At 61.5% G+C, this 11,930-nt stretch carries 10 protein-coding genes; all 10 read left to right on the forward strand.

All coding sequences use genetic code 11. From position 1 onward, the window contains the following. The first annotated feature begins 126 nt into the window (after positions 1–126). The 10 genes from J3353_RS08800 (at position 127) to rnr (ending at position 11,866) form a co-directional block, all read left to right on the forward strand. Positions 127–1,107, forward strand: a complete 981-nt coding sequence (locus tag J3353_RS08800) for a diacylglycerol kinase family protein (protein ID WP_207684672.1) — start codon at positions 127–129, stop codon at positions 1,105–1,107. Between the two features lie 90 nt (positions 1,108–1,197). Further along, positions 1,198–2,019: a PD-(D/E)XK nuclease family transposase gene (locus tag J3353_RS08805; RefSeq protein WP_117533065.1), complete on the forward strand. Its 822-nt coding sequence runs from the start codon at positions 1,198–1,200 to the stop codon at positions 2,017–2,019. Between the two features lie 239 nt (positions 2,020–2,258). Then, positions 2,259–2,543, forward strand: a complete 285-nt coding sequence (groES, locus tag J3353_RS08810; protein ID WP_005932536.1) for a co-chaperone GroES — start codon at positions 2,259–2,261, stop codon at positions 2,541–2,543. A gap of 48 nt (positions 2,544–2,591) precedes the next feature. Next, on the forward strand, positions 2,592–4,232 hold the full coding sequence (gene groL / locus J3353_RS08815) for a chaperonin GroEL (RefSeq protein ID WP_207684673.1): 1,641 nt from the start codon (positions 2,592–2,594) through the stop codon (positions 4,230–4,232). Positions 4,233–4,373: 141 nt separating this feature from the next. Further along, positions 4,374–5,321 (forward strand): MoxR family ATPase, encoded by a 948-nt coding sequence (locus J3353_RS08820; RefSeq protein WP_207684674.1) that lies wholly within the window; start codon positions 4,374–4,376, stop codon positions 5,319–5,321. Then, positions 5,318–6,433, forward strand: coding sequence for a DUF58 domain-containing protein (locus tag J3353_RS08825; RefSeq protein WP_207684675.1), 1,116 nt, complete (start codon positions 5,318–5,320; stop codon positions 6,431–6,433). Before J3353_RS08820 ends, J3353_RS08825 begins: the two co-directional genes overlap by 4 nt. After that, on the forward strand, positions 6,430–7,638 hold the full coding sequence (locus J3353_RS08830) for a hypothetical protein (RefSeq protein ID WP_207684676.1): 1,209 nt from the start codon (positions 6,430–6,432) through the stop codon (positions 7,636–7,638). Before J3353_RS08825 ends, J3353_RS08830 begins: the two co-directional genes overlap by 4 nt. Positions 7,639–7,691: 53 nt before the next feature. Further along, positions 7,692–9,284, forward strand: coding sequence for a penicillin-binding protein 2 (locus J3353_RS08835; RefSeq protein ID WP_207684677.1), 1,593 nt, complete (start codon positions 7,692–7,694; stop codon positions 9,282–9,284). A gap of 99 nt (positions 9,285–9,383) precedes the next feature. Continuing rightward, complete coding sequence (secG, locus tag J3353_RS08840; protein ID WP_005932601.1) at positions 9,384–9,632, forward strand: preprotein translocase subunit SecG; 249 nt, start codon at positions 9,384–9,386, stop codon at positions 9,630–9,632. A gap of 116 nt (positions 9,633–9,748) precedes the next feature. After that, entirely contained in the window at positions 9,749–11,866 is a 2,118-nt protein-coding gene (gene rnr / locus J3353_RS08845) for a ribonuclease R (RefSeq protein ID WP_207684678.1), read from the forward strand. The last annotated feature ends 64 nt before the right edge of the window (positions 11,867–11,930 follow it).

The raw sequence follows: 11,930 nt of genomic DNA on the forward strand, positions 1-11,930 counted from the left end.
GCCAAGGCCGCCCCTATTAGGGGCGGTGGCATTGCGAAGCAATGACGGTGGGGTTGATCATCCCCCTTGCATCCTCCGGCGTTTTCGTTTATCATAGAGAAAGCGAAACGCCCCAAGGAGGAAACCATGCGCTATTTGTTTTTACTGAATCCCGCTGCGGGCAAGCAGGACTGCACTGTCCAGCTCATCCCGCAGATCAGAGCCGCTGCCGCCCGGGCCGGGTGGAGCGAGGCGGATTATACCATCCACACCACCGAATATGCGGGCCACGCCCGGGAGCTGGCCCGTGCCGCAGCCCAGGAGGCCGCGCGGGCAGGGGACAGCCTGCGCATCTGGACAGCGGGCGGCGACGGAACCTTCATGGAAGCCATGACCGGCGTGCAGGGCTTTGCCAACGCCGCTGTGGGCTGCCTGCCCTACGGCAGCGGCAACGACTTCCTGCGCACCTACGGCACCCGGGCAGAGTTCACCGACCTCGATGCCCAGCTGGCGGGCGGGGAAGTGACCATCGACTTGCTGGAGACCAATCTGGGCCTGTCTGCCACCATCTGCGCGGCGGGTCTGGACGCGCAGGTGGCCTACGGCATCCCCAAGTTCCGGCGCATCCCCCTGTGCGGCGGCGAGGTGTCCTACCTGCTCTCCATTGTGGAGCAGCTCTGCGGCCACATCGGCCGCAGGGTCACCTTTACCATCGATGACGAGGAACTGACCGTGGACTGCCTGATGTGCGCCATCTGCAATGGCCGGGCCTATGGCGGCGGCTTCCTTGCCGCCCCCGAGGCCGACCCCGCCGACGGCTGGCTGGACGTGATGATCGTCCGCAGGGTGGGGCGGCTGACCATTGCCAAGCTGCTGGGGATGTACAAGAGCGGTCGGCACTTTGTGAACGGCCAGCTCACCGAGGAGGCAAAGCCCTACTTCCTCTACCGCCGTGCCCGGCGGGTGGCGCTGCGCCCCGCCGATGGCCGCGGCCCTATCGTTGCCACCGCCGACGGCGAGTGCGCCCCCTGTGATGCGGTGGAGGCTGTTCTGCGCCCCCTGAGCGGCCGCATCCTCCTGCCCGCCCCGGCGTATGAGCGGTTTGTGGCGAAACACGCCGTGGTATAAAATTTACAGAAATACGCTTGATTTATGAAGAATTCTATGATAAGATGAACCCGTAAGAAGATGTTTGGAAAAAGCAGGAGGGATGGGGCTATGAACTGGTCGGATGCAGAGAAAAAAGAAAAGCGGCATCAGGAAGACCTTGACCGTCTGCGCAGCTTTCGCCCTATGGATGATACCTTTATGCGAGGGCTCTTTAAGGAAAATCTTCCGCTGGCAGAGTTGGTGCTTCGGATCATTACCGGAAAGCCTGATCTGATCCTGACAAAATGCGAGACACAGGCTGATATGAAGCGAGTGACCGGTGCGCGTTCAATCTGTCTGGATGCCTATGCAACCGACAGTGCGGGCAAGAAGTATGACATTGAGGTCCAGCGCGCGGACAATGGCGCAGACCCGCACCGGGCAAGATATCATTCCAGTGTGATGGACGTGGAAAATCTGGACGAAAAGCAGGATTATAAAGAACTGCCGGATACCTATGTTATTTTCATCACGGAAAATGATTACTACAAGGCTGGCGAGCCGGTCTATACGATCCAGAACATGAATCTGACGCTGAACCGCCCGTTCAATGATGGTGCCCATATCCTGTATGTGAATGGGGAATACCGGGATGATTCAGAGATCGGCAGGCTGATGCACGATTTCAATTGCACCAGTGCGGATGAAATGAATTTTGAACTGCTGGCAGAGAGAACACGCTATCTGAAAGAAAACCCGAAAGGAGTGAGCGAAATGTGTAAAGTGATGGAAGACCTGAGAGTGGAAAGTTATACGGAAGGCCGGGAAGAACAGGCCAGAATGATGGCGCAGAAATTGTACCGAAAGGGATACTCCATTGAGGAAATCGCTGATATGGTGGAGTACAGCACCGAGAAGGTGGAGGAATGGCTCACGCCGAAAGCAGGTTGAAACAGGAGAAAAAGCGCCCGGGTATCGCAACGAAAAAATACGATATCCGGGCGCTTTTGCGTTGTCATAAATTCTTAACAAACAAATTTTGAGAAAACCCTTGATTTTTACCCTTGAGATGAGTACAATACACTTAGCACTCAGAGAAAAGGAGTGCTAAACAACCAAAGGCCCGGCAGAAACGGGCCGAAGGTGTCAAAAATGTTTTCATTATATTTTATTATAGGAGGGCAAGAACTATGAAGATCATTCCTCTTGCAGACCGTGTTGTTATCAAGGCCGTTGAAGTCGAGGAGACCACCAAGGGCGGCCTCATCCTGACCGGCAGCGCCAAGGAGAAGCCCCAGGTGGCTGAGGTCGTGGCTGTTGGCCCCGGCGGCATCGTGGACGGCAACGAAGTCAAGATGACCGTGAAGGTTGGCGATAAGGTCCTGACCAGCAAGTACTCCGGTACTGAGGTCAAGGTGGACGGCGAGGAGTGCACCATCGTGCGTCAGGGCGATATCCTGGCCATCGTGGAGTAAGTTTCCCCTCTGAAATTGAAATTTGAGCTTTGAAGGAGCGATTTGATTATGGCAAAACAGATCAAGCAGGGCGAGGATGCCCGCAAGGCACTGTGTGCCGGTATTGATACCCTGGCAAATACCGTGAAGATCACCCTGGGCCCCAAGGGCCGCAATGTGGTGCTGGGCAAGAAGTTCGGCGCACCCGTCATCACCAATGACGGCGTGACCATTGCCAAGGAGATCGAGCTGAAGGACGAGTTCGAGAACATGGGCGCACAGCTGGTGCGTGAGGTCGCAACCAAGACCAACGATGCCGCAGGCGACGGCACCACCACCGCAACCGTTCTGGCACAGGCCATGGTCACCGAGGGCATGAAGAACGTTACCGCCGGTGCCAACCCCATGGATATCCGCCGCGGCATGAGCAAGGCTGTTGCCAAGGCCGTTGAGACCATCAAGGCCCACAGCCAGAAGGTCAAGGACAGCAACGATATCGCCCGCGTCGGCACCATTTCTGCCGGTGACCCCGAGATCGGCCGCCTGATCGCCGAGGCCATGGAGAAGGTCACCTCCGACGGTGTCATCACCATCGAGGAGAACAAGACCACCGCCGAGACCTACAACGAGATCGTGGAAGGCATGCAGTTTGACCGCGGCTACCTGACCCCCTATATGGTCACCGATACCGACAAGATGGAGGCTGTTCTGGACAACGCCGCCGTCCTGATCACCGATAGGAAGATCAGCGTCATCCAGGATCTGGTCCCTCTGCTGGAGCAGGTCATGCAGAACGGCATGAAGCTGCTGGTCGTGGCTGAGGACATCGAGGGCGAGGCTCTGTCCACCCTGATCGTCAACCGCCTGCGCGGCACCCTGAACGTCTGCGCTGTCAAGGCTCCCGGCTTTGGCGACCGCCGCAAGGAGATGCTGCAGGATATCGCTACCCTGACCGGTGGCACCGTTGTGTCCGCTGATCTGGGCTATGAGCTGAAGGACGCTACCGTCCAGATGCTGGGCCATGCCCGTCAGGTCAAGGTCACCAAGGAGAACACCACCATCGTGGGCGGCGCAGGCGATAAGGATGCCATTGCAGCCCGCATTGCACAGATCCGCAACCAGATCGAGGCTTCCACCAGCGATTTCGACCGTGAGAAGCTGCAGGAGCGCCTGGCAAAGCTGGCCGGCGGCGTTGCAGTCATCAAGGTCGGTGCTGCTACCGAGGTCGAGATGAAGGATAAGAAGCTGCGCATCGAGGACGCTCTGAACGCAACCAAGGCTGCTGTTCAGGAAGGCGTTGTCGCTGGCGGCGGCACTGCTCCCATCAACGCCATCCCCGCTGTGCGCGCCCTGTGCGACACGCTGGAAGGCGACGAGCGCACCGGTGCCAAGATCGTCCTGAAGGCTCTGGAGGCACCTCTGCGCCAGATCGCCAAGAACGCCGGTCTGGAAGGCAGCGTCATCATCGACAAGATCGTCTCTGCCAACAAGCCCAACTACGGCTTCGACGCTCAGAACGAGGTCTTTGTTGAGGATATGATCGCCGCCGGTATCGTTGACCCCACCAAGGTCACCCGTTCCGCTCTGGAGAACGCAGCATCCGTCGCTGAGATGGTGCTGACCACCGAGAGCCTGGTCGCTGACCTGCCCGAACCCCCCGCTGCTCCCGCAGCCGGTGGTGACATGGGCGGCATGGGCGGCATGTACTAAGCCGCACCGGCTCCCCATACCAATTCAATACGCCGCAGAAGGCAGAACTTCCCACCCGGGAGGCTCTGCCTTCTTTTTTGTTGACACCCTTTCCAAACAAGAGTACACTTAGAAAAATTGTTTTTGGGAAAGGAAACACCAATGAACACTGCCGCTTTTACCGCCTACCGCGAAAAAGTTGTGTCCAACTGTGCCCGCGTCATTGTGGGCAAGGAGGATGCTATCGAGAAAATTCTGGTCAGCTTCCTCTGCGGAGGCCATGTATTGCTGGAAGATAAGCCCGGCACCGGCAAAACCATGCTCCTGCGTGCATTTGCGCGCACGGTGGGCGGGGACTTCAAACGGGTGCAGTTCACGCCCGACCTGCTGCCCTCCGATCTGACCGGCATCAATTTCTACAACCAGAAGTCCGGTGAGTTCGAGTTCCGGCCCGGCCCGCTCTTCACCAACTTTGTGCTGGCGGACGAAATCAATCGTGCCACGCCCCGTACCCAGTCGGCCCTGCTGGAAGCCATGGAGGAAAGGCAGATTACCGTGGACGGCGTGACCAGCCGCCTGGCTGAGCCCTTTATGGTGCTGGCCACCCAGAATCCGCTGGAATCCTTTGGCACCTTCCCGTTGCCAGATGCCCAGATGGACCGTTTTTTCATGCGGCTGTCGCTGGGCTATATGACCCGGGAGCAGGAGCTGGAGGTGCTCTCCCGCCCCTCGGCCCAGACCGTGCTGAACGAGCTGCAGGCCGTCGTCACTCCCGAGGAGACCGCATACGTCCGCACGGCTTACCGGGAGGTCAAGGTCTCCGAGGAGGTCAAGCACTACCTTATGGACATCGTGGAAGCCACCCGCACACAGAGCGGCTTTGTCAGCGGCGTATCTACCCGCGGTGCGCTGGCGCTCTATCAGGCTGCGCAGGCGTATGCCGCCTTGCAGGGCAGGGAATACGTCATCCCCGAGGACATCAAAGGGCTGGCCCCGGCGGTGCTTTCTCACCGCATTTCTCTGGGCAGCAGCATGAACGCCGAAGCCGCCGCTCTGCGGATGCGCAAGCTGTTGGCCGAGATCACTGTGCCGTTGGAGAGTGCGGAATGAGCGCCGTCATCTTCGCGCTGCTATTGGTGGCCACAGCCCTTGGGCTGGAGCGTTACAGCACAGCCCACAGCCTTGACGATGTGCAGGGGCGGCTGGAAGTGGAGGATCATCTTGTGGAAGCCGGGGAGCCCGCCGTGATCCACCTTGTTGTCCGGAACAGCGGCCCCCGTTGGAAGATGTTCCTGGCGGCAAAGCTCCACCTGAACAAGGAGTTTCTTCCCTGCGCGGAGCACCACATTACGCAGGATCAGACAGGTTTGGGTCACACGGTGCGGTTCACCACCTGGCTGCGCCCGGGGCAGGAGGCGGATTTCTCCACCGCCCTCAGGCTGGAACGCCGGGGCCGCTATGTGCTGGAACCGATGCAGGTCATCGGCGGCGACTTTCTGGGTCTTGTGGAACAGTCCCGCACCGAGCGTGGCTTCCACGAGCTCATCGTTCCACCCAGGGAGTGCGCTCTGCCGGAACTGGAAGAGATGCTGGGCGGTTTTCTGGGCGAGCTTTCGGTGAACCGCTATCTCTACGAGGATCCTATTCTCACGGCGGGTTACCGCCCCTACACCAGCGGTGACCCCATGCGTTCCATCGCCTGGAAGCAGAGCGTCCGGGGGCAGGGGCTTATGGTCAAAAAGTGGGATTACACCACTGAGCCCCGGGCAGTGGTGCTAGTCCATGCGGATACCAAGGATTACGACCACCCGGAACCGGCGGAGCTCTGCTACTCCATGGCCCGCACAATCTGCCGGAGGCTGGAAGAAAAGGCGGTGTCCTACCGCTTTGCGGCAAACGCTGCCTTTGACCTGCTGCTCAATGCGGCTCTCTCCGGTGAGGAGTGGAGAAAGCCGCTGGAAACCCCGCAGGGCTACGGCCCCGAACACTACCGCAAGGTGTTGGAAATTTTGGGCCGCGCCACCGGGCAGACCGTCCTTTCCTGCGCGCGGTTCTGCGCCGAATACTACCACCCGCAGGAGCAGGTCAGCTGCATCGTGGTGACAACGGAGCCGGAAGAAGCTGTGCGTGCTGCCGTGCAGCCCCTGCCTGGCATTCCGCTGCTGGTGCTCACTCCGGAAATGGCCGCAGAGACGGCCCAGACAGGGGAGGCGGGCGCATGATGTTCTTACATACCCTGCGCTTGGCAGGTGATCTGAGCTTTTACTATGCCTTTGCGGGCTTTTTTGCCGCCAGCTTCGGCGGGACACCCATGCCGCTGGTGCTGGTCTGGCCTGCCTTCTGCTTTGGTCTGGCCTCCTGCTTTGAGGGCAGCCGCCCCCTCCGCACCACTCTTGCGGCCCTGAGCGCGGCGGCGCTGCTCTTCCTGCCTACAGGGGCGGACAAGCTCTGCTACTTCCCGGCGGCAGTCTACCCGGTGCTGCTGGCCTACACCGGCGATTTTGCCCTTTCGCCGGTGCGGCAGGCCGAGCGTCTGCGCTGGCTCTGCCGGGTATGGCCCTTCTTTGCAGTGGCAATGCTGCTGTGGAACGCCAACGCGGTGCTTTCGGCGGCCCTGCCCTTTGCGACGGCGGCAGCAGTGCTTCTGGTGGGGTTCAACCGCACCACCCGGCAGGACCCGGAGATCTCCACCCGGCCGGGCTATCTGCTGCTTTCCGGCGGCGTGCTGGCGGCGGTGTGCGCAGGGCCGTTCCTGCTCAGCCGCAGTGTTGTGGTTGCCGGTGCAAAGGCGGCTGCATCTGCCGTTTACTTTGGCGGGATCGTGCCGGTGCTGCAGCTGTTTTTGAACAACATTGTGGTGCAGGGTGTGACTTGGCTGTTCCACGGCATCCTGCAGTTCATCCACTGGCTCTTCACCCTCTTTCCGCCCAAACCGTTGGAGCGCACTGAGATCGTATCTACCGATGAGGTCATCGCCAACGCCCAAAAGGCCGCCGAGAACGCAGAACCGCTCATCAACGGGATGTCGATGCTGACCGTGCTCGGTATCCTGCTGGCGGTCCTCTGTGCGGTGCTGGTGGTGCGGCATTTCCTGCGCCAGAAGTTCCGGCACACGGACACTGCCTGCACGGACACCACTGTCCGGCGTAGTACCCACAAGCGTGTCCGCCGCTGGCCCGGGCTCTTCCTCAGCCCGGTGGACAAGGTGCGGCGGGAGTATGCCATCTATCTGGACCACTGCCAGCGCCACGGCGTGACCATCCTGCGGGGCGATACCAGCCTTGACCTGACCGGCCGCGCTTTCGGTATGGACTTTGCCGCCGAGGCCGAGCTGCGCCAGATCTACCTCAAAGCCCGCTACAACGGCACCGCCACGGCCGAGGATGCCGCCCGCGCCGCTGAGCTCGTCCGAAAAATCTGCTCCTGAACGCATCAATGCCCCCTTTCCTGCCCATCCTAAGCGGGAGAGGGGGCGTTTTCATGTCCGGCAAACGGGTGCTGGCCCTGTATGGGGCCTTGCTGTTCTGCTTTGCGGCGGTGGTCTGCCGCCTGTACTGGCTCTGCTCCGACACGGCCTACGGGGCCCGGGCGGCGGCGCAGAGCGTGGTCACCCTCCACCTGCCCGCCCGGCGGGGCAATTTTTATGATCACAGGGGCCAGCTCCTCACGGGGCTGACCACCCGCTGGATGGCCCTCTGCGTGCCCGGGGAGGGCAGCTATGCCCGCCTGTTCGCCTACACCGATGCCGCCGGGCAGGCGACGCTCTACCAGAAGCGGAACGCCGCGTCCCCGTTTCTGTTGGAGGTGGACCGGGACGTTTCCGCGCTGGGCGTTTCCTGCTGGCCAGCGGCACGGCGAAGCTCTGCCGCCCCGCTGGCAGTGCAGCTGCTGGGGTATCTCGATGGCGAGGGCCACGGTGCCGCCGGGCTGGAAGCCGCCTTTGATGATCTGCTCACCGGCAGCGGGGCGGGGGATACCCTGCTCTGCACCGTCAACGCCCAGGGAAAGCTGCGGGCCGAGCCCGTCCTCACCCCCGCCGACAGCGGGGCCGTGGGGGTGCAGCTGACCCTTTCCCGGGAGATCCAGCAGACCGCCGAAGCCGTGGCCAACGAGACGATGCAGAGCGGCTGCATCCTGGTGCTGGACACCGCCAACGCCAAGGTGCGGGCCTGCGTCAGCCGCCCCGGCTATGACCCGGAGAATATTTCGGCCAGCCTGAACGCCCCGGACAGCCCCCTGCTGGAGCGGGCGTTTCAGTGCTATGCCGTGGGCTCGGTGTTCAAGCCGGTGGTGGCGGCAGCGGCGCTGGAGGCAGGGGAGAGCGGCTTTGTCTACACCTGCCCCGGCTGGTGCGCGGTGGATGGCCGAATCTTCCGCTGTGCGGGCGGCATTCCCCATGGTGAGGTGGATCTGGCCGGCGCGCTGGAAAAGAGCTGCAACGGCTACTTCATCCGGCTGGGGCAGGCGCTGGGGGCCGATGCTGTCCGCGCCATGGCAGAGCAGCTGGGCTTCGGGCAGGCGATCCCGCTCACCGATGCCCTGCACACGGCGGCTGGGGTCCTGCCGGAGCGGGAGGCTCTTGCGTCCAGCGGGGCCTACGCCAATTTCTGCTTTGGGCAGGGGGAGCTGCTGGCATCCCCCCTCCAGGTCGCCGCCATGATGAACACCATTGCCTGCGGGGGGATCTGCCGCACCCCGCTGCTGCTGGAGACCACTCTGGACGAGACCACCGGCGCGCCCCTCACGGCGCTTTCCCATGTCCGGAGCAGGCGGGTGCTTACAAAGCGCACCGCCGCCGCCCTGCAGGCCCTGCTGGCGGGTGTGGTGGCCGGGGGCACCGGCCATGAGGCTGCCCTGCCCGGCCAGACCGCGGCAGGCAAGACCGGCACGGCCCAGACCGGCCAGTTTTCCGGCGGCACAGAGCTGAAAAATTACTGGTTTGCGGGCTTTGTCCCGGCAGAGCAGCCCCGCTATACCATCGTGGTGCTGCAGGACACGCAGGCTGAGCCTGCCTTTTCCAGCGCGGCCATCTTTGCCCGGGTGGCGGCAGGGCTGGAAATTCTGGCCCCATAGCCCACGGTTTTTCTTGCATTTCCCGGGCTTTTGTGCTATCATACACTTGTATTTGTATGCAGTCTCTATGAAACTAAAGATAAAAGGAGCGTTCCATCCATGTCTGTCATTGAAATCGTCGGCGGTGCCATCCTACTGGTCGTCTCGGCCGTCATCATCCTCCTCACCCTGATGCAGCACACCCACGGTCAGGGTCTGGCCGGTGCCATCAACGGTGGTGTGGGCGGTGCCAACAATGCACGCCTGACCCCTGCGGATCAGATGCTGGCCAAGGTGACCCGCATTGCAGGCATCGTGTTCTTTGTGGTGGCTATCCTGGCCTGTGTGTTCGCCAGCCGTCTGGCCTGAGCACCCGTGTACAGCCCCGTGTAAGGCGGGGCTGTTTTTCTGTCTGCAACCTTTAGTGGGAAAGATGTCGTCCGGGTTCCGTTGGAGAATGCCGGAAAAGTGTTAAGGAGAAAAATATGTCATTACGCGATAAAATTGAACATGCCATCCAGAACCAGCCCTGCATGGTCAAGGACCTCAAGGCAAAGTTCGGCGGCGACCGTTCCGCTGACCGCAAGGTGATGGAGGCTCTGGACGAGCTGGTGCACGACGCTGTGGTCTGCCAGAAGTCCGGCGTGTTCTTCACTGCCCGCTCCGGCCGTGCCGAAAAGGCCCTGCTCTGCAAGGTGGTCAAGTTGGGCAAGAACTTTGCCTTTGTGATGCTGGAGGATGAATCCGGCGATATCTTCATCCCGGGCCGCTTCACCCGCGGTGCCATGCCCGGCGACTCCGTTCTGGTGGAAAAGTTTGCCCACCCCCGGGTGGAGGGCAGCGATGAGGGCGAGATCCTTGCCGTGCTCGAGCAGAAGAACGACATGGTGGGCACTGCCCGCCGCATCGAGGGCCGCCTGAAGTTCGTGCCCGATGACTGCCCGGCCATCTCCATGACCATCCAGCGCGACTGCGAGGGCGGCGCGAAGGACGGCGACAAGGTGGCTGTGGAGATCCTGCAGCGCGGGACCCGGCAGGAGGACCACCGCGTGGGCGTTTCCATGCGCTTTGGCAGCTGCGAGGAGGCCAAGCGCTGCGCCAAGGCCCTGCTCTATGCCAAGGACATCCACACCCGTTTCCCCGAGAAGGTGCGGGACGAGGCCAAGAAGTTCGAGGACATGACCGTGTCCGAGGAGGACTGCAAGGGCCGCATGGATCTGCGCGCTCTGCCCATCTTCACCATCGACAGCGCCGAGACCAAGGATATCGACGATGCCGTCAGCCTGACCCGGCTCCCCGGTGGCGGCTATGAGCTGGGCGTTCACATCGCCGATGTCTCCCACTACGTCAAGCCCGGCAGTGAGCTGAACGAGGAGGCCTTCAACCGCGCCACCTCGGTCTACTATGCGGATCAGGTCGTGCCCATGCTGCCCAAGAGCCTTTCCAACGGCATCTGCTCCCTGAACGAGAAGGAGCTGCGCCTGGCGTTCTCCTGCCTGATGCGTCTGGATCAGGACGGCAATCTGACCGACTACAAGTTCGTCAAGTCCATCATCTGCAGCCGGGTCAAGGGCGTGTATTCTGAGATCAACGCCCTGCTGGCCGGCACTGCCGATGCCGAGACGCAGGCCAAGTACGCCGAGGTGCTGGATCAGCTGCCCGCCATGAAGGAGCTGTACGCCCACCGCGCCCGCCTGCGCAAGGAGCGCGGCTGCATCGATTTCGAGAGCGGGGAAGTCAAGCTCATTCTGGATGAGAACGGCCACTGCATCGATGTGAAAAAGCGCACCTCCGGCGAGAGCGAGGCCATGATCGAGGAGTTCATGCTGCTGGCCAACCAGTGCGCCGCCCACTTTGCCCGGGTCAAGCAGATCCCCTTTGTCTACCGTGTCCACGAGGAGCCCAACGGCGAGAAGCTGGAGCGCCTGCACAGCCTGCTGCAGGCCTGCGGCATCAACGACCACTTTGCCAAGGAAGTGCCCACCCCCAAGGAGCTGAGCGCCATTCTGGAAGGTGTGCGCGGCACCCCGTTTGAGCAGATCGTCAACACCGGAATGCTCCGCTGCATGTCCAAGGCCTGCTATGAGGAAAAGCCCAAGGGCCACTATGGTCTGGTGCTCAAGGATTACGCCCACTTCACCAGCCCCATCCGCCGCTACCCGGATCTGGCCATCCATCGCATGATGACCGACCTGCTCAGCGGCACCGACAAGGAGACCATGATCGTCCGCTACACCGATTTCGCGGAGAAGGCCTCCAAACAGTCCAGCGAGCGGGAAGTGCTGGCCGTTCAGATCGAGCGCAAGGCCGAGGATTACTACAAGGCCGAGTACGCCCGCCGCCATCTGGGTGAGTGCTACGAGGGCATCATCTCCGGTGTGACCCAGCGCGGCATCTTTGTGGAGCTGGAGAACGGCGTGGAGGGCTTTGTGCCTGCTTCCAGCCTGACCGCCACCGGCACCACCCTCACCGAGGGGATCCGCCTTTCTGACCCCGCCTCCGGCAAGACCTGGAGCCTGGGCGACAGCATGATGATCACCATCGTCCGCGCCGATATCAACCTCGGCAAGGTCGATTTTGAGGTGGCACCCGAAACAAAATAACTGATAAAGAAACGCAAGCGTTCACCTTCCCTGGAGGGTGAGCGCTTTTTTTGTTGGACTAAAC

Origin of the sequence: Faecalibacterium sp. Marseille-Q4137 (genome assembly GCF_017377535.1) — a bacterium.
Lineage (GTDB): Bacteria > Bacillota > Clostridia > Oscillospirales > Ruminococcaceae > Faecalibacterium > Faecalibacterium duncaniae.

Bases quoted from the DNA above. Each gene is read 5' to 3' on its own strand.
- J3353_RS08800 (WP_207684672.1), top strand. From the start codon at position 127: ATGCGCTATTTGTTTTTACTGAATCCCGCTGCGGGCAAGCAGGACTGC.
- J3353_RS08805 (WP_117533065.1), top strand. From the start codon at position 1,198: ATGAACTGGTCGGATGCAGAGAAAAAAGAAAAGCGGCATCAGGAAGAC.
- groES (WP_005932536.1), top strand. From the start codon at position 2,259: ATGAAGATCATTCCTCTTGCAGACCGTGTTGTTATCAAGGCCGTTGAA.
- groL (WP_207684673.1), top strand. From the start codon at position 2,592: ATGGCAAAACAGATCAAGCAGGGCGAGGATGCCCGCAAGGCACTGTGT.
- J3353_RS08820 (WP_207684674.1), top strand. From the start codon at position 4,374: ATGAACACTGCCGCTTTTACCGCCTACCGCGAAAAAGTTGTGTCCAAC.
- J3353_RS08825 (WP_207684675.1), top strand. From the start codon at position 5,318: ATGAGCGCCGTCATCTTCGCGCTGCTATTGGTGGCCACAGCCCTTGGG.
- J3353_RS08830 (WP_207684676.1), top strand. From the start codon at position 6,430: ATGATGTTCTTACATACCCTGCGCTTGGCAGGTGATCTGAGCTTTTAC.
- J3353_RS08835 (WP_207684677.1), top strand. From the start codon at position 7,692: ATGTCCGGCAAACGGGTGCTGGCCCTGTATGGGGCCTTGCTGTTCTGC.
- secG (WP_005932601.1), top strand. From the start codon at position 9,384: ATGTCTGTCATTGAAATCGTCGGCGGTGCCATCCTACTGGTCGTCTCG.
- rnr (WP_207684678.1), top strand. From the start codon at position 9,749: ATGTCATTACGCGATAAAATTGAACATGCCATCCAGAACCAGCCCTGC.